General features: G+C 70.1%; 20 protein-coding genes and 4 tRNA genes. 18 read left to right on the forward strand and 6 right to left on the reverse strand.

Annotation, left to right across the window (positions count from 1 at the left end; all coding sequences use genetic code 11):
* From VQ03_RS32020 to VQ03_RS17710, 4 genes are all read right to left on the reverse strand, one after another.
* A partial coding sequence (locus tag VQ03_RS32020) for a methyl-accepting chemotaxis protein (protein ID WP_053078635.1) occupies positions 1-1,038 on the reverse strand: 1,038 nt, incomplete at its 3' end.
* Between the two features lie 202 nt (positions 1,039-1,240).
* Entirely contained in the window at positions 1,241-2,287 is a 1,047-nt protein-coding gene (locus VQ03_RS17700; RefSeq protein ID WP_048452219.1) for a MaoC family dehydratase, read from the reverse strand.
* A 136-nt stretch (positions 2,288-2,423) separates the two neighbouring features.
* The gene (locus VQ03_RS17705; protein WP_048452220.1) at positions 2,424-2,759 is read right to left on the reverse strand and encodes a DUF167 family protein; all 336 of its coding nucleotides are present in this window, start codon (positions 2,757-2,759) and stop codon (positions 2,424-2,426) included.
* Positions 2,760-2,766: 7 nt separating this feature from the next.
* Positions 2,767-3,054, reverse strand: coding sequence for a YggT family protein (locus VQ03_RS17710; RefSeq protein WP_048452221.1), 288 nt, complete (start codon positions 3,052-3,054; stop codon positions 2,767-2,769).
* A gap of 109 nt (positions 3,055-3,163) precedes the next feature.
* Between VQ03_RS17710 and VQ03_RS17715 the strand changes: the two genes are divergently transcribed.
* From VQ03_RS17715 to VQ03_RS17770, 12 genes are all read left to right on the forward strand, one after another.
* Positions 3,164-3,239: transfer RNA gene (locus VQ03_RS17715), tRNA-Ala, on the forward strand.
* Positions 3,240-3,348: 109 nt separating this feature from the next.
* Positions 3,349-3,424, forward strand: a tRNA-Ala gene (locus tag VQ03_RS17720).
* Positions 3,425-3,994: 570 nt separating this feature from the next.
* Entirely contained in the window at positions 3,995-4,882 is an 888-nt protein-coding gene (locus tag VQ03_RS17725) for a manganese catalase family protein (protein ID WP_048452222.1), read from the forward strand.
* A 181-nt stretch (positions 4,883-5,063) separates the two neighbouring features.
* On the forward strand, positions 5,064-5,375 hold the full coding sequence (locus VQ03_RS17730; RefSeq protein ID WP_048452223.1) for a metal-sensitive transcriptional regulator: 312 nt from the start codon (positions 5,064-5,066) through the stop codon (positions 5,373-5,375).
* A 156-nt stretch (positions 5,376-5,531) separates the two neighbouring features.
* Positions 5,532-6,899, forward strand: coding sequence for an ABC1 kinase family protein (locus VQ03_RS17735; RefSeq protein ID WP_048452224.1), 1,368 nt, complete (start codon positions 5,532-5,534; stop codon positions 6,897-6,899).
* Between the two features lie 256 nt (positions 6,900-7,155).
* Positions 7,156-7,449, forward strand: coding sequence for an aa3-type cytochrome c oxidase subunit IV (locus VQ03_RS17740; RefSeq protein ID WP_048452225.1), 294 nt, complete (start codon positions 7,156-7,158; stop codon positions 7,447-7,449).
* A 197-nt stretch (positions 7,450-7,646) separates the two neighbouring features.
* A complete protein-coding gene (locus tag VQ03_RS17745) occupies positions 7,647-8,789 on the forward strand; it encodes a Re/Si-specific NAD(P)(+) transhydrogenase subunit alpha (protein WP_048452226.1) in 1,143 nt (380 codons plus the stop codon).
* A gap of 28 nt (positions 8,790-8,817) precedes the next feature.
* Positions 8,818-9,267, forward strand: a complete 450-nt coding sequence (locus VQ03_RS17750; RefSeq protein WP_048432898.1) for a proton-translocating transhydrogenase family protein — start codon at positions 8,818-8,820, stop codon at positions 9,265-9,267.
* 4 nt (positions 9,268-9,271) lie between these two features.
* Positions 9,272-10,672 (forward strand): NAD(P)(+) transhydrogenase (Re/Si-specific) subunit beta, encoded by a 1,401-nt coding sequence (locus tag VQ03_RS17755; protein WP_048452227.1) that lies wholly within the window; start codon positions 9,272-9,274, stop codon positions 10,670-10,672.
* A 397-nt stretch (positions 10,673-11,069) separates the two neighbouring features.
* Entirely contained in the window at positions 11,070-12,857 is a 1,788-nt protein-coding gene (gene recJ / locus VQ03_RS17760; RefSeq protein ID WP_208605521.1) for a single-stranded-DNA-specific exonuclease RecJ, read from the forward strand.
* 105 nt (positions 12,858-12,962) lie between these two features.
* Positions 12,963-13,047 (forward strand) — tRNA-Tyr (locus VQ03_RS17765).
* Between the two features lie 151 nt (positions 13,048-13,198).
* Positions 13,199-13,283: transfer RNA gene (locus tag VQ03_RS17770), tRNA-Tyr, on the forward strand.
* Between the two features lie 78 nt (positions 13,284-13,361).
* On the opposite strand, the gene VQ03_RS17775 is transcribed toward VQ03_RS17770, so the two are convergent.
* A complete protein-coding gene (locus VQ03_RS17775) occupies positions 13,362-14,048 on the reverse strand; it encodes a sigma-70 family RNA polymerase sigma factor (protein ID WP_053078636.1) in 687 nt (228 codons plus the stop codon).
* Between the two features lie 79 nt (positions 14,049-14,127).
* Here VQ03_RS17775 and VQ03_RS17780 point away from each other — a divergent pair, with 79 nt between their 5' ends.
* Complete coding sequence (locus VQ03_RS17780; protein WP_048452229.1) at positions 14,128-14,550, forward strand: ArsR/SmtB family transcription factor; 423 nt, start codon at positions 14,128-14,130, stop codon at positions 14,548-14,550.
* Between the two features lie 19 nt (positions 14,551-14,569).
* Here the strand turns inward: VQ03_RS17780 and VQ03_RS17785 are convergent, their stop codons facing one another.
* Entirely contained in the window at positions 14,570-14,836 is a 267-nt protein-coding gene (locus VQ03_RS17785; RefSeq protein WP_048452230.1) for a hypothetical protein, read from the reverse strand.
* A 194-nt stretch (positions 14,837-15,030) separates the two neighbouring features.
* On the opposite strand from VQ03_RS17785, the gene VQ03_RS17790 reads away from it, so the two are divergent.
* From VQ03_RS17790 to VQ03_RS17810, 5 genes are all read left to right on the forward strand, one after another.
* Positions 15,031-15,282 carry a hypothetical protein gene (locus VQ03_RS17790; protein ID WP_048452231.1) on the forward strand — a complete coding sequence of 84 codons (252 nt, stop codon included), beginning with the start codon at positions 15,031-15,033 and terminating at the stop codon, positions 15,280-15,282.
* Positions 15,283-15,405: 123 nt separating this feature from the next.
* Positions 15,406-16,326, forward strand: a complete 921-nt coding sequence (gene ppk2, locus VQ03_RS17795) for a polyphosphate kinase 2 (protein ID WP_048452232.1) — start codon at positions 15,406-15,408, stop codon at positions 16,324-16,326.
* Positions 16,327-16,333: 7 nt separating this feature from the next.
* Positions 16,334-17,803, forward strand: a complete 1,470-nt coding sequence (locus tag VQ03_RS17800) for a carbohydrate porin (RefSeq protein WP_048452233.1) — start codon at positions 16,334-16,336, stop codon at positions 17,801-17,803.
* A gap of 304 nt (positions 17,804-18,107) precedes the next feature.
* The gene (locus VQ03_RS31060; protein WP_053078637.1) at positions 18,108-19,832 is read left to right on the forward strand and encodes a PAS domain-containing protein; all 1,725 of its coding nucleotides are present in this window, start codon (positions 18,108-18,110) and stop codon (positions 19,830-19,832) included.
* Positions 19,832-20,215, forward strand: a complete 384-nt coding sequence (locus VQ03_RS17810) for a response regulator (protein WP_425350075.1) — start codon at positions 19,832-19,834, stop codon at positions 20,213-20,215. The genes VQ03_RS31060 and VQ03_RS17810 overlap by 1 nt, the downstream gene beginning before the upstream one ends.
* Positions 20,216-20,751: the final 536 nt, after the last annotated feature.

The raw sequence follows: 20,751 nt of genomic DNA on the forward strand, positions 1-20,751 counted from the left end.
CCCTCGCACACCCCTCCTTGTATGGTGCGGCGCGGCGTAAGAGCTGTAAGAGACACAGCAAGACCCCGGGACCCGGGGATGTTGCGGGCGCGCCCCCGCGCCCTTCGAGGCGGTGGGGGGGGCGGCTGCGCCGCCCCCCGCGCCCCCCCCCGGGAGCGCCCGCCCCGCCTCGCCGGCCCGCGCCGCCTCGATCGTGGCGTTGAGCGCCAGGAGGTTGGTCTGGCCGGCGATCGACGAGATCAGGCTCACCACGTCGCCGATCTTGCTCACCGCGCCGCTCAGCTCCTGCACCAGCCGCGCGGTTCCGTCGGCCTCGACCACCGCCGCCTCGGCCAGGGTCGCCGAGCCCTGGACCTGGCGGCCGATCTCGGTCACGGAGCTGCCCAGCTCCTCGGAGGCCGCCGCCACCGTGCCGATATTGGTCGAGGTGTGCATGGCGGAACTCGCCACCGCGCTCGAGCGGGCGCTGGTCTGGTCGGCGGTGCCGGCCATGGCGGCGGCGGCCGCCTGCATCTCGGCGGCGGCCTGCGACAGGCTGGCGAACAGGGCCTGCGAGTCCCGCGCGAAGGCGGCGACCATCTCGTCGACGCGCCTGGCCCGCGCCTCGTCGTTGGCCTTGATGTCCATCTCGGCCTGGATGTCGACCAGCGAGCCGCAGATCCGCAGCGGCACGCCGTTCGCATCGTAGGCGGCGCCGCCGGTGGCCCGGAACCAGCGCGGCGTCCCGTCCGGCATCACGATCCGGTACTTGACGTCGTAGGCGCCCTGGTTCTTCACGTCTTTGATCGCCGCCGCGAAGGCGGTCATGATGCGGTCGAGGTCCTCGGGGTAGATCCGGCTCGACCACGATTCCAGCGTGTCCGGATACGACTCGACCGTCGTGTAGCCGACGACGCGCCGGAACTCGGGCGTCCAGGTCACCTTGGTCTTCGGATGCGTGAGGTCGCCTTGGTACGGGATCACCTCCCACAGGCCGACGCCGGCACGCGTCGCGAGCAGTTCGAGAAAACCGTCTTTGCGTGAGAACCGCGTCAGCATGGGGTCGTCGTCCGATCTTTCCTCCGAACTGGTTACGACCGACCGATGAATGACACGTTACGTCAGGACTCCGGCATCGTCGCCGGCCGTCCCGAGCATCCTGCCCGGATGACGATCGCGGCCGGGGCACCGCAGTCGCGGTCGCGGGGCCGAAGCGGGATCTCCTCGCGGGCGCCGCGGGGCGGCGCCCGCGACACGGCGCTCAGCGCGGCATCAGCGCCCAGTAATCGAGATCGAGGATCACCGCCGGGTCGTAGCCCTCGCCGGCCTTGTCCGGATGGGCGGTGCAGGGCTGGTTCTTGGTTGCGACCGTGCGCAGGCGAAGCGCCCCGACATCGTTGCGCCCGGGCAGGTCCGCGGTCGCCAGCACCTCGCTCCACGCATAGACCGTGTCGCCGGAGAACAGCGGCGCGACGTGGCGCCCGGCATTGATGCCGGCGATCGAGAAGGCGTTGCCCAGCCCGTTGAAGCTCAGGGCCCGGGCGAGCGAGATGACGTGGCCGCCATAGATCAGCCGCTTGCCGAAGCGGGTGTCCTTGGCCGCAAAGCCGTCGAAATGGACCTTGGCGGTGTTCTGGAACAGCCGGGTGGCGATCTGGTGCTCGGCCTCCTCGACGGTCATGCCGTCGACGTGGTCGATGCGCTCGCCGGCCGCGTAATCACCGAACCGGTGCGGGCTGCCAGCAAGGCCGAGATCGTAGGCCTGCGCGTTCAGCGGCGGCAGGCCGCGGGCCAGGTCCTCCGGCGCCACCGCCTTGGCGAGGCTCGGCACCGCCTCCTCGGCGATTGCGGCTTCGGGATCGCGCTTGCGCACCAGCACCCAGCGGCAATAGCTCAGCACCGCCTCGCCCTGTGCGTCGGTGCCGGTGGAGCGGACATAGACCACCCCGGTCTGGCGGTTCGAACTCTCCTTGAGGCCGATCACCTCCGAGACCGAATTCAGGGTCTCGCCGGGATAGACCGGGCGCAGGAAGCGGCCTTCCGCGTAGCCGAGATTGGCCACCGCATTGAGCGAGATGTCCGGCACCGTCTTGCCGAACACGACGTGGAACACCAGGAGGTCGTCGAGGGGGGCCCGGGCGTAACCGAAGGCCGCCGCGAAGGCGTCGGAGGACTGGACCGCGAAGCGCGGGCCGTAGAGCGCGGTGTAGAGCGCCACGTCGCCGGTGGTGACCGTGCGCGGCGTGGCGTGGCGGATGGTCTCCCCGAGGCGGAAATCCTCGAAGAAGCGGCCTGGATTGGTCTTCATCGTCGCGCCTTCGTGCAAGGGCCTGCCGGACGCTCACGGCGCACGGCAGGCCCTGAAATGGTGGCCGGCGGGCGGGGAGCGGGCCGCTCCCGGCCGATGCCGTCCTGGTGATTTGAGGAGCAGCCCCGCCCTACGGTCAAGCCCCGCCGATGGGCGGTTCGCCCGTCAGGGCCTGGAGCCGCCCCGCCAGGGCCGGCCCGTCGCCGGCGATGCGGAACAGCTTGATCCGCGCGGTGGCCCCGGTGGCGAGGGTCACCGAGGAGGCCGGCAAGCCGAGGGCGCGCCGCAGCACGTCCCGGATCGCCGCGTTGGCGGCGCCGTCCTCCGGCGCCGCCCGCACCCGCACCTTCAAGACGGCGGCGCCGTCGTCCCGGGTCTCGACGCCGTCGAGGGCGTCGCGCCCGCCCCGCGGGGTGGCCCGCACGCGGACCTCGATCCCCGCAGGCGTCACCCGCCAGGGCGGGGTCGCCACGGCCGGCCTACGCCATGCCGGCGAAGATCTCGAACATCAGGTTGCGCAGGAAGAACAGGCCGAGGACCAGGATGATCGGCGAGATGTCGATGCCGCCGAGATTCGGCAGGATGCGCCGGATCGGCCGCAGGGCCGGCTCGGTCACCCGGAACAGGAACTCCCCGATCTGCGACACGATCGGGTTGCGCACGTTGACCACGTTGAAGGCGACCAGCCAGCTCAGCACCGCGCTGGCGATGAGCAGGTACACGTAGAGCGTGATGATGTTGTCGATGAGCCAGAGAATCGAGCGCATGCGCGGTCCGTGCGAGCCCGGGGCGCCCGCGCGCCATCGCGGCGCGGCGGGCCCACCAAGGGAATTGACAGGCTGAGAAGGGCCGGCCTACAAGGCACCCGCCTCGGACGGGGCTGTAGCTCAGATGGGAGAGCGCCGCAATCGCACTGCGGAGGTCAGGGGTTCGAATCCCCTCAGCTCCACCAGGCCTGCCCAGCGTGGTTAACGCAGGGTTGGCCGGGTGACGGGGCAGGTGGTACGGAGCCACCGGGTAGTGACATCGCCTCGGCGATATGACATATGCCCGCTTACGGCGGGGCTGTAGCTCAGATGGGAGAGCGCCGCAATCGCACTGCGGAGGTCAGGGGTTCGAATCCCCTCAGCTCCACCAAACATCCGTTTGGTTGGAAGTCGTTTCGACTGCGTAAGACCGGGATCGGCGTCGGCCGGAGCCCGGTTTTGTCGCGTCTCGTGGCGGCCGATCGATTGCGTCCAGCGCCGTCGGGAGATTCGCCGGTTCGCTGTCATCCCGGTCGGCGGCGGGGATAACCGGGACTTTGTTCGAAACGAGGATGCGCTGCTCCTCTCCTCTCCGAGCATGCGGCAGGGCTCTGCGGACTAAAATCCTATAAAATCAAGCGCGGGATCCCCTCTTCCACTCGGGAGAGAAGCGCGCCACGCCTTTCCCCGACAGCCTGTCACCAGCCTGGAATGGACGGGGCGGACCGGCCAAACCTGTGGGATGGGGAGCGCATCGTCGAATCCGGCGATGCGCGATTCGCCCGCTCCCAATGCGTCCGGCCCTCTCCTCCGCGAAAAACCCGCCCGCCCCGCTCGAACCACCCCACCGGCAAGGCGTTGGTCGGCGATTCCAATACCCATACTGAGTATGATCATACCGGCATGGGGTCAGCGGCGCGGCGCGCCCGGGATCATCGCGACAACCGGCCAGGAGACCCCGATGTACTATCACGACAAGCGCCTGCAGTACCCGGTCAAGGTCGAGAAGCCCGACCCCCTGTTCGCCCGCCAGCTCCAGCAGGCGATCGGCGGCATCGAGGGCGAGATCCGCGTCTGCCTGCAGTACTTCTTCCAGGCCTGGGGCGCCCGCGGCCCGACCACCAAGTACCGCGACGTGCTGCTCAACACCGCCACCGAGGAGATCAGCCATATCGAGATGCTGTCGACGGCGGTCGCCCTCAACCTCGAGGACGCGCCGGCCACCCTCCAGGAGACCACCGCCCAGGCCAACCCGATCGTCGGGGCGGTGATGGGGGGCGAGCGCCCGCGGCACGTCGTCGAGGGCATGCTCCAGCGCCACCTGCTCTCCACCGGCATGGCGGCCTTGCCCGTCGATTGCGATGGCGCGCCGTTCGACTGCTCCCACGTCTATGCCAGCGGCAACCTCGTCGGCGACATGTTCTGCAACGTGGCGGCGGAGGCGACCGGCCGGACCCTGGCGGTGCGGCTCTACAACTCCACCCACGACAAGGGCATGCAGGACATGCTCAGCTTCCTCATCGCCCGGGACACCATGCACCAGCAGCAATGGCTGGCGATCATCGAGGACATGGGCGGGCTCAAGGAAGGGCTGCCGGTGCCCAACAGCTTCGACCAGTCGAAGGAAGCCCAAGAGTTCAGCTACATGTTCATGGGCACCGAGCGCAACGGCACGCCGGTTCCCCCGGGCCGCTACTCGGAGGGGCCGTCGATCGACGGCAAGGGCCAGTTCCACTACCGGGCTTTCGAGCCTCTCGGCGAGGAGCCGGTGCTCGGCCCTGCCCGGCCCGATTCCGGCGCCCAGAAGGAGCAGATGACCTCGGCCCCGGTCACCAACAGCAAGACCTAGGCCGTCCGGCGCAGGGGCGCGTGAGCCGGGCGCCAAGATTGAGCTTGACCTGCGCGCCCCTGATGGGAGATCGATTGCCGTTCCTTAGGGACAGGGCGGCAATCGATCACCAGACCCGACGTCGCCCGGGCCGCCCTCGCCCCCCCTGACGAGACGGACCCCCGGTCGGGGAAGGCACATCATGGATTATCAATACGTCGACGGCCGCCTGCAGATCCGCCGCACCGAGGAGGAGAAAAAGCCTATCCTCCAGCGCCTCAAGCGCATCGAGGGCCAGGTGCGCGGCCTCCAGGCGATGGTGCAGGAAGATCGCTACTGCCTCGACGAGGTGCAGCAGATGAATGCCATCACCGCAGCGGTGCGCGAGGCGGTGCTCCAGCTCATCAGCACCCATCTCGACGCCTCCGTCGACTACGCGGTCCGCGCCCAGGACCAGGACGGCGCCATCGAGGAGATGGTGCGGGTGCTGCGCGCCGCCCTGCGGCAGACCTGAGGCGACGCGCCCAGGTCCCCGGGGCGGCCCTGGACCGGATGTCCCTCTCCCCGCGCTGTCCGGTCGCCCTGGCGCTGCCGAGGCCCGGGCTTATCTAAGGCTCGAACGTCCGGCGCGCGGGTCCTCGCGCGCATCCTCGCACGAGCCTCATCCCACATGTCCGCTTCCGACAGCGAAGCCAATCGCTTCTCCGCCCGCGCCGCCCGCTACGCGAAGGTCGGCGCCAATGTGGGTGGCGTCGCCGCCCGGATGGCCGGCGCGCGGCTCCTCGGCCGCAAGGGCGAGGACGTGACGAGCGCCGCGGCCCTGGCCCAGGCCCTCGGCGGCCTGAAGGGCCCGATCATGAAGGTGGCGCAGTTGCTCGCCACCGTGCCGGACCTGCTGCCGCCCGAATACGCCGCCGAATTGCAGAAGCTGCAATCCGAGGCGCCGCCGATGGGGGCGGCCTTCGTCAAGCGCCGCATGGCCGCCGAGCTCGGTCCTCAGTGGAAGGAGCGCTTCGGCACCTTCGATCTTCGGCCGGCGGCGGCGGCCTCCCTCGGCCAAGTCCACCGGGCCGAGGCCCTGGACGGCACGCCGCTCGCCTGCAAGCTGCAATATCCGGACATGCAATCCGCCGTCGAGGCGGACCTGAAGCAGCTCGAACTCGCCTTCGCCCTGCACCGGCGCATCAGCTCGGTCATCGATACCCGGGAGATCGCCAAGGAGATCGGCGACCGGGTGCGGGAGGAACTCGACTATACCCGCGAGGCCAAGCACGCCGCCCTCTACGCCGACGTGCTGAAGGGCGTCGAGACGGTCAGGGTCCCGGTCGTCCATCCCGACCTGTCCACGAAGCGCCTCCTCACCCAGGGCTGGCTCGAGGGCGAGAAGATCCTGACCTTCACCGGCGGGCCGCTGGAGGTGCGCAACCGCCTCGCCCACGCGATGTTCCAGGCCTGGTGGCACCCCTTCAGCCGCTCCGCGGTGATTCACGGCGATCCCCATCTCGGCAATTACACGGTCTTCTCCGAGGGGGGCGAGCCCGCGGGCATCAACCTGCTCGATTACGGCTGCATCCGCATCTTCCACCCCCGCTTCGTCGGCGGCGTGGTCGACCTCTACAAGGGGCTTCTGCACGGCGACGAGGCCCGGATCGTCCACGCCTACGAGAGCTGGGGCTTTCGCAACCTCACCCGCGACCTCGTCGACATCCTCAACATCTGGGCGCGCTTCATCTACGGGCCGCTCCTCGAGGACCGGGTCCGCACGGTGGCGGACGGCGTCAAGCCGAGCGAGTACGGCCGCCGCCAGGCCTTCGAGGTCCACCGCGCCCTCAAGGAGCGCGGGCCCGTCACGGTGCCGCGGGAATTCGTGTTCATGGACCGGGCGGCGGTCGGCCTCGGCGCGGTGTTCCTGCACCTGCGCTCGGAGCTGAACTACCACCGCCTGTTCGAGGCCCAGATCGACAGCTTCTCCCTCGACGAACTCGCGGCCCGGCAGCACGCGGCCCTGGAGAAGGTGGGCCTGCCGCAGCCGGCCTGAGGGGCCGGTGCGGACCCGTGCCCGCTGCCTTGGACCTGGAAAAAGGTGCGGATCCGCACCTTTGACCTTTGACCTATGACTGCCCCCGGTACCGATCCGGGGCGGTCCCGCACCGAAGACGCAAGCGGCTGCAAGGATTTGCAGCGTGGCCGGTCGGACCCGCGCGGCGCAGGCCGGCCCCGAACCGGCTGATTGCCGGGACCTTGAGCATGCGCTAAAGCCCGGCCAACGAGCACAAGACGGGGTCTACCGCATCATGGCCGACATCAATCACGCCACCGACTCCGCCTACAGCCCGGAGATGGACGGCCCGTCGCACGAGGCGACCTATCGCGGGTTCGTCACCTTCGTCGAGATCGCCACCGGCGTCGTGATCTGCTGGGTTCTGTCGCTCGCCGTCGGCGGCGTGCGCGAGGCCTGGGTCTCCGCCATCGTCGGCGTGGTGCTCGGCGGCGTCGCCGGGGCCATCGGCGCCCTCGCTCCCGGCATCGGCTGGCGCGCCCCCGCCGTGGTGGCCGCTCTGCTCGCCCTCATGCTGGCCTTCTACTGAGGGGCGGGCGGCCTGCCCGCCCTTTCCTCATTGCGCATATAAATTGTGCATGACTTAATAGTGAGAGATTTGTAACCGAAGCCGTTCCCTCGCGTGAGGGAACGGCTTTACAGTTGTGGGGCAGGCGTGGCCTTGTACATGTCGACCCATGGGGGGGATCGGCGCACCGCGCCGTGTATCGACCAAAGGAAGTCTGAATGCGGATCGCGGTCCTATCCGAGACCGATCCGGCGGAGCCGCGAGTGGCGGCAGTCCCGGAAACGGTGAAGAAGTACAAGGCTCTCGGGGCCGAGGTGACGGTGCAGTCCGGCGCGGGCCTGAAGGCCGGCGTACCGGATGCCGAGTACGAGGCCGCCGGCGCCTCGATCGCGCCGGACGCCAAGGCCGCGGCCGAGGGCGCGGACATCGTCCTCAAGGTGCGCCGTCCCGCCGCCGACGAATTGCCCGCGCTGAAGCGCGGCGCGATCGTGGTCGCGATCATGGATCCCTACGGCCACGAGGCCGAGGTGAAGGCGATGGCCGATGCCGGCGTGTCGGCGATCGCCATGGAGCTGATGCCCCGCATCACCCGCGCCCAGGTGATGGACGTGCTCTCGAGCCAGGCCAACCTCGCGGGCTACCGCGCGGTGGTCGACGGCGCCGCCGTCTACGGCCGGGCCCTGCCGATGATGATGACCGCGGCCGGCACCGTCCCGGCGGCGCGCATCTTCGTGATGGGCGCCGGCGTCGCCGGCCTCCAGGCCATCGCGACCGCCCGCCGCCTCGGCGCGGTGGTGACCGCCACCGACGTGCGGCCCGCCGCCAAGGAGCAGGTCGAGTCGCTCGGCGCCAAGTTCGTCGCCGTCGAGGACGAGGAGTTCAAGCAGGCCGAGACCGCCGGCGGCTACGCCAAGGAGATGTCGGCCGAGTACCGCAAGAAGCAGGCGGAACTCGTGGCGAGCCACATCGCCAAGCAGGACATCGTGGTCACCACCGCGCTGATCCCGGGGAGGCCGGCGCCGAAGCTCGTCACCGCCGACATGGTGGCGGCGATGCGGCCGGGCTCGGTCCTCGTCGACCTCGCGGTCGAGCGCGGCGGCAACGTCGAGGGCGTCAAGGCCGACGAGGTCGTCGAGACCGAGAACGGCGTGAAGATCGTCGGCTACGCCAACGTGCCGGGCCGTCTCGCCGCGACCTCGTCGAGCCTCTACGCCCGCAACCTCTACGCCTTCGTCGAGACGCTCGTCGACAAGGCCGCGAAGACGCTGGCGGTGAAGTGGGACGACGAGCTCGTCAAGGCGACCTGCCTGACCCGCGACGGCGCCGTCGTCCACCCGAACTTCCAGCCCAAGGCGGCGTAGCCGCTCGCCCGCAATCGGAGGAGACCTCATGGCCACCCTTCCCCCCGACCAGGCGGCCGAGCAGGCGCGTGCCGCCGCCGCCGCCGCCCGCAACGCGGCCGACATCGCCGCCCGCGCCGCCGACCAGGCCGCGATCATCGCCGACAGCGTCGGCCACGGCGTCGCCGCCGCGACCCACGGCGCCATCGACCCGACCGTGTTCCGCCTCGCGATCTTCGTGCTGGCGATCTTCGTCGGCTATTACGTGGTCTGGTCGGTCACCCCGGCCCTCCACACCCCGCTGATGTCCGTCACCAACGCGATCTCCTCGGTGATCGTGGTCGGCGCGCTCCTCGCCGTCGGCGTCCCGCTGATCGAGAAGGGCACCGGCTGGGCCCGCTTCTTCGGGTTCATCGGCCTGGTCTTCGCCAGCGTGAACATCTTCGGCGGCTTCCTCGTCACCCAGCGCATGCTCAGCATGTACAAGAAGAAGGCCTGAGGCGATGTCGGAGAACGTCTCCTCGCTCCTCTACCTCGTCTCCGGCGTCCTGTTCATCCTGGCGCTGCGGGGCCTGTCCCACCCGACCACCTCCCGGCAGGGCAACCTGTACGGCATGATCGGCATGGGCATCGCCATCCTGACGACGCTGATCGGCCACGCGCCGTCCGGCGTCGGAGCGTGGTTCCTGGTCCTGCTCGGCCTCGGCATCGGCGGCGGCGCCGGCGCGGTGATCGCCAAGCGCGTGCCGATGACGGCGATGCCGCAGCTCGTCGCGGCCTTCCACTCCCTCGTCGGCCTCGCGGCCGTCGCGGTGGCGGCCGGCGCCCTCTACGCGCCGCAGGCCTTCGGCATCATCGAGAACGGCGCCATCCACAAGCAGTCGCTGTTCGAGATGGGGCTCGGCGTCGCCATCGGCGCCATCACCTTCACCGGCTCGGTGATCGCGTTCCTCAAGCTCGACGGGCGCATGTCGGGCAAGCCGATCATGCTGCCGCAGCGCCACGCCATCAACATCGTGCTCGCCATCGTGCTGGTGGCGTTGCTCGCCGGCTTCATCGGCGGCGGCAGCAAGGTGCTGTTCTGGCTGATCGTGATCCTGTCCTTCGTGCTCGGCGGCCTCCTGATCATCCCGATCGGCGGCGCGGACATGCCGGTCGTGGTCTCGATGCTCAACTCGTATTCGGGCTGGGCGGCCGCGGGCATCGGCTTCACGCTCGGCAACCTCGCGCTGATCATCACCGGCGCGCTGGTCGGCTCCTCGGGCGCGATCCTGTCCTACATCATGTGCCACGCGATGAACCGCTCGTTCATCTCGGTGATCCTCGGCGGCTTCGGCGGCGACGCCGCGGCGGCCTCGGGCGGCGGCCAGGTCGAGACCCGGCCGGTGAAGCAGGGCTCGGCGGATGATGCGGCCTTCATCATGAAGAACGCCGAGAAGGTCATCATCGTGCCGGGCTACGGCATGGCGGTGGCGCAGGCCCAGCACTCGCTCCGCGAGATGGCCGACCAGCTCAAGAAGGCCGGCGTCGACGTCAAGTACGCCATCCATCCGGTGGCGGGCCGCATGCCGGGCCACATGAACGTGCTCCTCGCCGAGGCCAACGTGCCCTACGACGAGGTGCACGAGCTGGAGGACATCAACGGCGAGTTCCCGCAGGCCGACGTGGCCTTCGTGATCGGCGCCAACGACGTCACCAACCCGGCCGCCAAGACCGATCCGCAATCGCCGATCTACGGCATGCCGATCCTCGACGTGGAGCGGGCCAAGACCGTGCTGTTCATCAAGCGCGGCATGGGCTCGGGCTATGCCGGCGTCGAGAACGAGGTGTTCTTCCGCGACAACACCATGATGCTGTTCGGCGACGCCAAGAAGGTGGTCGACGAGATCGTCAAGAACTTCTGATGCCGTTGCCCCGCGAGGGGTTGGGATGAGACGGGGCTTGGCCCTGGATGGAGAAGCGGGGCCTCGTGCCCCGCTTTTTTCGTTCAAGGGGCCCGCGCGGGTGAACCCTCGCCCCTCTGCGGGGGGAGGGTGGCGAGCGAATGCGGGCCGGGAGAGGGGCAGCGCGACGCTGATCCAGGTCACTGCATTCACGAGGGTCGCGACCTCTCCGGAAGCGGCGTCCCCTCTCCCGCCCCACGCACGGGTGCTTCGCACTCGCCGTGGGGCACCCTCCCCCGCAGAGGGGGGAGGGTTCGGGCGCCTCTTCCGGGAGCCCATGCCTCACACACGACCCACAGGTGTCGCCCGGCTGCGGCAGCGCCCGCGCGCGAATCCCGCTACACTGCGCCCCGTGTCCATGCTCCTCGACCTGCCCCGCCCCCTCCTCGACGTTCACCGCTCGGCGCTCGGGCGGCCCTGGCACGAGCGCTGCGCCTCGGCGCCGGCGCAGAGCCTGGCGGTCGCGATCGCGCAGGGGCACGGCCTGCCGGAGGTGCTGGCCCGGGTGCTGGCCGGCCGTGGGATCGACCTGCATGCCGTGCCGGGCTTCCTGGAGCCGCGCCTGCGCGACCTGCTGCCGGACCCTGCGGTGCTCGTCGACATGGAGGCGGCGGCCGATCGCCTGGCCGCCGCGATCCTCAAGCGCGAGAAGGTCGCGATCTTCGGCGATTACGACGTCGACGGCGCGGCGAGCGCCGCGCTCCTGGCGAGCGCGCTGCGCGACCTCGGCGTGCCCTACCGGCTGCACATCCCCGACCGCATCACGGAGGGCTACGGCCCCAACGTCGCGGCGGTGCGGATGCTGGCCGAGGAGGGCGCGACGCTCCTCGTCACCGTCGATTGCGGCACGGCCGGGCACGAGCCCCTGGCCGAGGCCGCCCGCCTCGGGATGGATGTGGTGGTCCTCGACCATCACGGCGCGCCGGAAATGCTCCCGCAGGCTCGCGCCGTCGTTAACCCGAACCGCCTCGACGACCTCTCGGGCCTCGGCCATCTCTGTGCCGCCGGGGTGGTCTTCCTCACCCTCGTGGCGCTCAACCGGCGCCTGCGCCGGGACGGCCTCGCCATCCCCGACCTGATGGCCGGGCTCGACCTCGTGGCCCTCGCCACCATCGCCGACGTGGTGCCGCTCCACGGCCTCAACCGCGCCTTCGTGCGCCAGGGCCTCGCGGTGATGCGCGGCCGCGGCCGGCGCGGCCTCGCCGCCCTCCTCGACGCGGCCGGCCTCGGGGAAGCGCCGCAGGCCTGGCATCTCGGCTTCCTGCTGGGCCCTCGCATCAATGCCGGCGGACGCATCGGCGATTCGACCCTCGGCGCCCGCCTGCTCCTGTGCGAGGATCCGATCGAGGCCGCCGGCATCGCGGCGCAGCTCGATGCCCTCAACCGCGAGCGCCAGGCGATCGAGGCCGCCGCCGTGGCGCAAGCCGAGGCCGAGATGGGGATGCGCCTGGAGCGCGATCCCGACCAGCCAGTCCTCGTCGCCGGCAGCCCGGACTGGCATCCGGGCATCGTCGGGCTGATCGCGGCGCGGCTGAAGGAGCGCTTCGGCCGCCCGGCCTTCGCCTTTGCGCTCCGCCAGGACGGCACCGCCACCGGTTCCGGCCGCTCGATTCCCGGTGCCGATCTCGGCCGGGCGGTCCGGGCCTGCGTCGAGGCGGGTCTCGCCGCCAAAGGCGGCGGCCACGCCATGGCGGCGGGCGTGACGCTGGCCGCCCTCGACCTCGACCGCTTCCGCGAGGCGCTCTCCGGCGACCTCGCCGCCTCCGTGGCCGAGGCGCGCCTCGGCGAGGCCCTGCTGGTCGACGGCCTCGTCTCCGCCGGCGGCGTGCAGCCGGACCTGGCGGATGCCGTGGAGCGGGCGGGCCCCTTCGGCCAGGGCGCGCCGGAGCCGGTCTTCGCGCTGGCCCGCCACCGGGTCGCCGACGCGCGCGTCGTCGGCACCGGCCACGTCAAGGCGCAGCTGCGCGGCCGCGACGGCGTCGCGGTCGGCGCCATCGCGTTCCGGGCGGCGGAATCGCCGGTCGGGCGGCTCCTGCTCTCGCATATCGGCCGCGACATCCATGCTGCCGGCACCCTCTCCCGCGACCGCTGGCGCGGCGCCGACCGGGTCGAGCTGCGCCTGTGCGACGTGGCGGAGGCGAGCTGAAACGGCTCCGGTGAGCCGGCCACCGATCGCGGCTTGACACCCCCCGACCGCCCCACCATAAGGGCCCCGTCGCCGAGAGGCGGCCCCTGCCGGTGACGGCAGCGTGGGGGAATGTCCCGAGCGGCAAAGGGGGCGGACTGTAAATCCGCTGGCTATGCCTTCGTAGGTTCGAGTCCTACTTCCCCCACCATCACATCATTCAGTTTATCCCGCCATCGTCGGTCTCTTCGGATATCGATGGTCTTGGGTTTTGGGGTCGTGCGGTCGCCTTGACAGCGACAGGCCGCCCCAGCATAAGGACCCGCCGCCGACGCGGCGGTCCCTGCCGGCGACGGCAGCGTGGGGGAATGTCCCGAGCGGCAAAGGGGGCGGACTGTAAATCCGCTGGCTATGCCTTCGTAGGTTCGAGTCCTACTTCCCCCACCACTCATCTCGCCCGGTCCAGCCACCCCGCCGAGAGACGCTGAGCCGCGGCCTCGGGCGTCGCGACTTGCGTGAGGTCGATCAGTGATCGACGACCTCGCCGAGCGCCGCCAGCAGCGACGAGCGGGCCCGGCTCACCCGGCTCTTCACCGTGCCGACCTGGCAGCCGAGCCGCACGGCCGCTTCCTCGTAGGTGTAGCCCTCGGCGCCGATCAGCAACAGCGCCTGACGCTGGGCCTCGGGCAGGGCTTCCATCCGCTCCCGCACGACCCGCAGGGTGCTGGCATGGTCCTGGTCGGCGGGTGCCGCCAGTTGACCGGCAAGCACGCCGTCGCCATCCTCGACTTCCCGGCGCCCTTTCCGCAGTTCCGTATAGAACTGGTTGCGCATGATCGTGAAGAGCCAAGCAGTGAAGTTCGTGCCGGCTTGGAAACGGTGCTGGTTCGCCCAGGCCCGGGCGCAGGTTTCCTGAACCAGGTCGTCGGCCCGTACCACGTCGTGCGACAGCGACAGACCGAAGGTGCGCAGGGCCGGCAGAGCCGTCATCAAAGCGTTACGGAAGTCGAAGCTGATCGCCTCGCCTCTCGCGGCCAGGGCGGCCTCGAAGCGCGTCAGCAATTCGGCGAGGCGCTCCGGCAGCTCCGACTGAGCGACCGGGCAGAAATATTGTTGCAGGGGTTTTCTGAGGTAGTCTTGGATGAGGTGGGAGGGAATCGTATCGGATGGCGGTGGCGGCGCGGGCGAGTGCGCGATCGGATCGGTCTTCATTGTCGGGAGTGGGCCCCTGATCCCGTTGAATACCTTCTTTTTAACGGTTCGAATTTCGATGGCAATAGAAGCGTGACCGATGCGCGATGAAACCGGAGCCCTCGCGGCCCTCGTCGCCCTGGCGCAGGAGATGCGCCTGCGCGCCTTGCGAACCCTGCTGCACGCCTTTCCCGAAGGGATGCCGGCCGGCCAACTCGGTGCCGCGATCGGCTGCGCGCCTTCGACCCTGACCTTTCATCTGCGGCAATTGCTGGAGGCCGGCCTGGTCGAATCGCGCCGGCAGGGCGTGTCGGTGATCTATACTGCGCGCCCGGCCGGCCTCGCCGACCTGACCGACTACCTGACCGAGGCGTGTTGCGGCGGCCGGCCCGAGGTTTGTCGTCCGAGGCCGGGCTCCCGCGGCGGCGAGGCCGTGCCCGCTTGCCCCGGGCCGTCGGAGACCCAGGCGGTGAGCCAAGCCGCGCGGGCGCCTGCGGGCCCGGTCGGCCGGAGCCGGGCCTGACCCGCCTCCGGCCTGATCCTCAATAGCGGTCGTAGGACCGCCGCTCCTCCCGGTAGCGCGTCGCCCGGTAAGGGCGATCGTCGCCCCAGCGCTCCATCTTGCGGCGCCAGCCATGCGCCGGCGCCCAGGCCGGTGGGCCGCCGCGGACCTCACCGTAGCCACCGCGGGTTTCGCCATAGCCGCCGCGGGCCCAAGGCGGATCGGCCTGCGCCGCGGTGGTGGCGCCGAACAGGCCGGTCGCCGCAGCCATGGCGGTGAAGGCGAGAGGAAGGAGGGTTCTGGGCATCGGCACATCTCCGGAGCGATCAATGCGGATCGAATGACGCCAGCAACGGCGATGCGCCGGAAACCGTTCCACCCTCTCACGACCCGGCGCACGACAGATTTCATCTCACCGCCGATTGCGGTGAGCGCGCTCGTGGCGCGGAACCACTGTGTCGGCGATGCCGTTTCGATGCCGATTCTCGACAGGAGACAGCGATGAAGCAGATCTCGATCGCCCTGCTGGCAGCGATGACTTTCGGGGGAGGCGCGATCGCTGCCGAGCAGCCCGGTGCCTCGGCACGGTCGCCGGGCCACGAGATGCAGGAACGGGGCAGCGCGAAGGGCAGCCCCGGCGCGTCCGGCTATGCGCCGGGCCACGAGATGAAGTCCGAGACGACCGGGACGACTTCGCGCGGCGGCACCGGCGACACGAAGTCCGGCACTGCGGGCTCCACGACCCGGCGCTGACGCACCCGCTTCCGGCCACGGCGCGAGGCTGCGCCGTGGCGCCCTCGCCGCCTCTTCTCACGGGTGTCACGTGCCGCTGCTGTAAGGCGGGAATCGCATGACAGGAGAGGGGCGAGGACGGCCATGAGCGAGTTCGAGGCGTCGCAGCAATCGGCGACGATCGAGGCCCTGCGGCGGGAGATCGCGGAAGCGTATGACGAGGAGCTGGAACTCGAGATCGAGGAGGAGCGCCTCGCCGGGCTGGTGCCGCCGCCGGAGGGCACTGCCCCCGGGCTCGACCGGCGGCTCTATTTCCGCGAGCTGCTGCGCCTGCAGCACGAGCTGGTCCGGCTCCAGGACTGGGTCCAGGCCAACAAGCTCAAGCTCGTGGTGCTGTTCGAGGGGCGCGATTCCGCCGGCAAGGGCGGCGTCATCAACCGCATCACCCAGCGCCTCAACCCGCGCGTCTGCCGCGTCGCCGCCCTCCCCGCCCCGAGCGAGCGCGAGCGCGGCCAGTGGTACTTCCAGCGCTACGTCAGCCACCTGCCGACCGGCGGCGAGATGGTGCTGTTCGACCGCTCCTGGTACAACCGGGCCGGCGTCGAGCGGGTCATGGGCTTCTGCACCGAGTCCGAGGTCGAGGAGTTCTTCCGCTCGGTGCCGGAATTCGAGCGCATGCTGGTGCGCTCAGGCATCGTCCTGGTGAAATACTGGTTCTCGATCACCGACGCCGAGCAATCCTACCGCTTCGAGATGCGCATCCGCGACCCCCTCAAGCAGTGGAAGCTCAGCCCGATGGACGTCGAGTCGCGCCGGCGCTGGGAGAGCTACACCCGCGCCAAGGAGGACATGCTGGCCCGCACCCACATCCCGGAGGCGCCGTGGTGGGTGGTCGACGCCGTCGACAAGCAGCGCGCCCGCCTCAACTGCATCAGCCACCTGCTGGAGCAGGTGCCCTACGGCACGGTCGAGCGCCCGCCCGTCCTCCTGCCCGAGCGGGTGCGCAATCCCGACTACGTCCGCGGCCCGATCCCGGCCGAGATGTACGTGCCGGCGCGGTACTGAGCGGGGCATGGGGGGCTGGCGCGCGGCGGCGCTCACCGCACTGGTCCTGACCCCGGCCGGGGCCGCCGCGCAGCCGGCTCCCCGCCTCACGGTCGTCCCGCCGGCCTGGCCCCTCACGGGGGCCGGCGGCGACCCGCAGACCGCCATCGCCCAGGCGCGGACCTCCGACCAGGTCTCGGTGACGATCGGCGGCTCGATCCAGTCGTCGCTCGGTCCCTACGGCGACCCGTTCGGCCTGCGCGTGCTCCTGGCCGGGCGCGGCATCACCTATACGATCACCTATATCGGCGAGGGGCTGGCCAACCTGCGCGGGGGCCTCAAGCGTGGTGCCACCTTTGGCGGACGCCTCGACACGTCCCTCGACATCGACCTCGACAGGCTCGCCGGCTGGACCGGGGCGAAGGTCCACACCGACTTCTTCCAGATCCACGGCCACGGGCTTTCGCGCTCCTCCGTCAACAACCTGACGACGGTGAGCGGCATCGAGGCCCTGCCGGCGACGCGGCTGTTCGAGCTGTGGCTGGAGCAGCGCGTCTTCGGCGATCAACTCTCGATCAAGGTGGGCCAGGTCTCCGCCGATACGGAATTCGCCATCGCCCAGTCGGCGGTGGTGTTCTTCAATGCCGGCTTCGGCTGGCCCAACATCGGCGCCGTGGTGCTGCCGAGCGGCGGGCCGATCTATCCCCTCGCCACCCCGGCCGTGCGGGTGAAATACGTGCCCGACGCGCGCCTGTCGTTCCAGGCCGCGCTCTTCGACGGCGATCCGGCAGGCCGGCGCCGGGGCGACGGCACCGACCCGCAGCGGATCAACCGCACCGGCACCAGCTTCCGGGTCGGCGACCCGCCCCTGCTGATCGGCGAGGTCGCGTATGCCTACACGCTGAACCTGTGGGGAGAGACCCTGCACGGCACCGCGACGCTCGGCGGCTGGCAGCATTTCGGCGGCTTCGACAGCCCGCGCCTCGACAGCGTCGCCGGCCGGCTGCTCGCCGATCCGGAGGCGAGCGGCATCGCCCGGCGCTTCCGCGGCGACCGGGGCGTCTACGGCATCATCGACCAGACGCTCTACCGCGAGCCCGACACCGAGGACGAGGGCGCCAGCGCCTTCCTGCGGCTCTCCAAGGTGCCGGCCGACCGCAACCTGATCGACCTCTACGTCGACGGCGGCATCGCCTACAAAGGCCTGCTGCCCGGCCGCCCCAACGACACCGCGGCCCTCGGGGTGATCTACTCCCGCATCAGCCCGGCGGCCCGCGCCTTCGACCGCGACACCATCCGGTTCGGCCAGGGCACGGGGCCGCTGCGCAGCAGCGAGATGGTGATCGAGGCGACCTACCAGGCGGAGGTGGTGCCCGGGTTCACCCTGCAGCCGGACCTGCAATATGTGATGCGGCCGGGCGGCGGGCTCGCGGGCGATGATCGGCGGCGGTTGAAGAACGCGACGGTGATCGGGTTGCGGGCGACGATCAACTATTAGGTCGGCCGCGTGCGGCTTGCGCGTGAGCAGGGCCGGGCATCCGCAAGGGCCATCTCGACAAGGGCCATCGGTCGAAGCTCCGCCGATCGATGCGAGCCTTCCGGAGAGGGCGGCATGGCGGCCCCGTTGCGCTGGAGTGGCCGTCGGGATTCGTGCTAGAGGTGCTGCCCGATCACCGCACTGGGACCTGACGGCACTTGCGTCAGCGCAGTCGATGTTCCGGGCGATCGCTCGTATTCCCTTGGGACGAACGACAGAAGACACTCAGCTGCGCAGCCTTCTCGACCGGCTTCGGACCGCCCTGGTGGCGGGCCGGCCCTCCTTCCTCGCCCGGTACGGCCTCTCCTCGCTCGCAGTCGGCGGCGTCGCGCTGCTGCGCTCCGCGATGTTCGCGGAGTTCGCCCCTTGGTTCCTCTTCACGCCCGCCGTCGTCGTCATCGCCCTGCTGCTCGGGGGCGGGGCCGGGCTGTGGGCCACGCTCCTGGCGGCTCTCTGCGCCAGCATCACGCTGCGCGACGTGCCGCCGGTCGGCGCCCTGTCGCTCATGCAAGTGGTCGCCTCAGCGATCTTCATCGTCACCACGGCGGGCTTGGTCGGCCTGGTGGTCGCCCTGCGCCACGCGTTGATCGAGGCGGACGCGGCGCGGACCGAGCTGATGCGAAGCGCCGCGGCGGCGGCGGAGCGCGAGGCGTTCCTCACCAGCGTGCTGGCCAGCTCGACCGACTGCATCAAGGTGCTGGACCTCGACGGTCGGCTCACCTTCATGTCCGAAGGCGGCCAGCGCGTGATGGAAGTCAGCGACTTCAACGCCATCGCGGGGTGCCACTGGCCCGATTTCTGGACCGGCCAGGGGCATGTCGAGGCCCTTGCCGCCCTGGCCGCCGCCCGGGAGGGGCGCGCCCAGAGCTTCGTCGGGCGCGCCAGCACCATACGGGGAACGCCCAAATGGTGGCACGTCGCGCTCAGCCCGATCCGTAACCAGGACGGCGGGTACGACCGCATCCTGTCGGTCTCACGCGACATCACGGCCCTGCGCGAGAGCGAGGACGAGCGCGAACACTTCGTGCGGCTGGCCGAGAACAGCACCGACTTCATCGGCATGCTGCAGACCGACGGCCGGGTCTTCTACGTCAACGACGCTGCCCGGCGGATGGTCGGCCTCGACGGGGCCGACGTCACTGCGCTGGCCATGACCGACTTCTTCCTGCCCGAGCAGGTCGCGACAGTCACGAGCGAAGTGCTGCCGGCGGTGGACCGCGACGGCCATTGGTCGGGCGAGCTGACCTTCCGCCACTTCCGGACGGGCGAGCTGATCCCGGTCCTGTACTCGGTCTTCCCCGTCACCGACATCGATGGCCGGACCGTCGGCTACGGGACCGTGACCCGCGACTTTCGCGCCCGCAAGCAGGCCGAAGAGGAGCTGCGGCTGCTGAACGGCGAACTGGCCCATCGGCTCAAGAACGTGCTGGCCGTCGTCCAGTCGGTCACCCGGCAGACCCTGCGCAACGCCTCCGACGTGCAGAAGGCCAGCCAGGACCTGTCGGCCCGGCTGGTCGCCCTCGGCGCGGCGACCGACGTGCTGACCAACGCCTCCTGGCGCTCGGCCGACCTGCGGGAGCTGATCGAGCGCGCCCTGGCCCCACACGGCGAGATCGGGGTGCGCATCCTGCTTGACGGCCCCTGTCTCACCCTGAAGCCTCAGGTCGCAGTGGCTCTCGCGCTGGCCCTGCATGAACTGGCAACCAATGCCGCGAAGTACGGGGCCTTGTCGAACGATGCGGGACGGGTGGACGTGATCTGGCAGGTGCGGGGCGAGGCCCCCGAGGCACGCTTCCGGCTCGACTGGCGCGAGCAGGGCGGGCCGCCGGTGGCGGAGCCGACCCGGCGTGGCTTCGGCAGCATCCTGATCGAGCGCTCGCTGCGCTCCTATTTCGGCGGCACGGCCGGGATCGAGTATCGCCCGGACGGTTTGACGTTCGCGATGGACACCCAGTTGGGCGATGCGGTCATGACGGACGGAAAGGCGTAGTGTTGGGGCAGCGCACACCGATCGGGAGCAAGACCATCCTCGTGGTGGAGGACGAGGCGCTGGTGCGCTTCGACATGACCGATTTCTTCGAGGATCGGGGCTGGCAGGTCTACGAGGCGGAGAATGCCGAGCAGGCGATCGCCCTGCTCGACCGGCACGGCGAAATCCGCGTCTTGCTGACCGATGTCGAGATGCCCGGCGCCATGGACGGGCTGAGGCTCGCCCACTACGTGCGCGAGCGCTTTCCGCCGGCCCTGCTGTTCGTCGTTTCCGGCCAGGCCCCGCCCTCGCCCCAGGCGCTGCCGGCGCGGGCGACGTTCCTACCCAAGCCCTTCGACCTGCATCACGTGCTGCGCCAGATCGACCGCAGTCCCGTCGGCTAGAGCAGCGCCCGATCGCGTTCCCATCGGGCGCTGCCCTCGGTCTTCGATTGTGCCGCATTCTCTTCGACGAGCCGGTATCCACCGCATCGGAAAATGCTCCTGACACCGCGGCGCTGGGCGTGATCTCCTCGCGCATCGGCCCGGCGCACGCGCCTTCGACCGCGACAGCCTCCTGTTCGGCCACGGCACCGGCCCGCTTCGCAATGGCGAGGTGCTGCCCGGCCTCACCCTGCAGCCGGACCTGCGATACGTCTTGCGCCCGGGCGGGGGACTCGGTGGCGAAGACAATGATTGTATCTCAACTTTTTTGATCGGATGCCGGCGCCTTCTCCTGCATCGAGGGAGGAATTGTTGCGGTGTGTCTTTGAATGGGCTGTCCGTGTAGCGTATCAAGGCGGCAGGCCGGCTGTTGATTGAAAAACCATAAAATGAAGCTGGGCAGACTACCTTGCATCAAGCAGTGGGGCGCCCAGCCAGAATCTTTCCATGATTCGACGTGGCCAGAAAAAGCGTCTCTGGCGAATTTTAGCAGATTG

It is taken from the genome of Methylobacterium tarhaniae, from assembly GCF_001043955.1.
GTDB classification, from domain to species: Bacteria; Pseudomonadota; Alphaproteobacteria; order Rhizobiales; family Beijerinckiaceae; genus Methylobacterium; species Methylobacterium tarhaniae.

What these genes read in the sequence shown, in the direction of transcription:
- VQ03_RS17740 (WP_048452225.1), top strand. Translation starts at nt 7,156, where the DNA reads ATGGCCGACATCAATCACGCCACCGACTCCGCCTACAGCCCGGAGATG.
- VQ03_RS17710 (WP_048452221.1), bottom strand. Translation starts at nt 3,054, where the DNA reads ATGCGCTCGATTCTCTGGCTCATCGACAACATCATCACGCTCTACGTG.
- recJ (WP_208605521.1), top strand. Translation starts at nt 11,070, where the DNA reads ATGCTCCTCGACCTGCCCCGCCCCCTCCTCGACGTTCACCGCTCGGCG.
- VQ03_RS17700 (WP_048452219.1), bottom strand. Translation starts at nt 2,287, where the DNA reads ATGAAGACCAATCCAGGCCGCTTCTTCGAGGATTTCCGCCTCGGGGAG.
- VQ03_RS17755 (WP_048452227.1), top strand. Translation starts at nt 9,272, where the DNA reads ATGTCGGAGAACGTCTCCTCGCTCCTCTACCTCGTCTCCGGCGTCCTG.
- VQ03_RS17785 (WP_048452230.1), bottom strand. Translation starts at nt 14,836, where the DNA reads ATGCCCAGAACCCTCCTTCCTCTCGCCTTCACCGCCATGGCTGCGGCG.
- VQ03_RS17735 (WP_048452224.1), top strand. Translation starts at nt 5,532, where the DNA reads ATGTCCGCTTCCGACAGCGAAGCCAATCGCTTCTCCGCCCGCGCCGCC.
- ppk2 (WP_048452232.1), top strand. Translation starts at nt 15,406, where the DNA reads ATGAGCGAGTTCGAGGCGTCGCAGCAATCGGCGACGATCGAGGCCCTG.
- VQ03_RS17790 (WP_048452231.1), top strand. Translation starts at nt 15,031, where the DNA reads ATGAAGCAGATCTCGATCGCCCTGCTGGCAGCGATGACTTTCGGGGGA.
- VQ03_RS17745 (WP_048452226.1), top strand. Translation starts at nt 7,647, where the DNA reads ATGCGGATCGCGGTCCTATCCGAGACCGATCCGGCGGAGCCGCGAGTG.
- VQ03_RS17775 (WP_053078636.1), bottom strand. Translation starts at nt 14,048, where the DNA reads ATGAAGACCGATCCGATCGCGCACTCGCCCGCGCCGCCACCGCCATCC.
- VQ03_RS17780 (WP_048452229.1), top strand. Translation starts at nt 14,128, where the DNA reads ATGCGCGATGAAACCGGAGCCCTCGCGGCCCTCGTCGCCCTGGCGCAG.
- VQ03_RS17725 (WP_048452222.1), top strand. Translation starts at nt 3,995, where the DNA reads ATGTACTATCACGACAAGCGCCTGCAGTACCCGGTCAAGGTCGAGAAG.
- VQ03_RS17730 (WP_048452223.1), top strand. Translation starts at nt 5,064, where the DNA reads ATGGATTATCAATACGTCGACGGCCGCCTGCAGATCCGCCGCACCGAG.
- VQ03_RS17750 (WP_048432898.1), top strand. Translation starts at nt 8,818, where the DNA reads ATGGCCACCCTTCCCCCCGACCAGGCGGCCGAGCAGGCGCGTGCCGCC.
- VQ03_RS17800 (WP_048452233.1), top strand. Translation starts at nt 16,334, where the DNA reads ATGGGGGGCTGGCGCGCGGCGGCGCTCACCGCACTGGTCCTGACCCCG.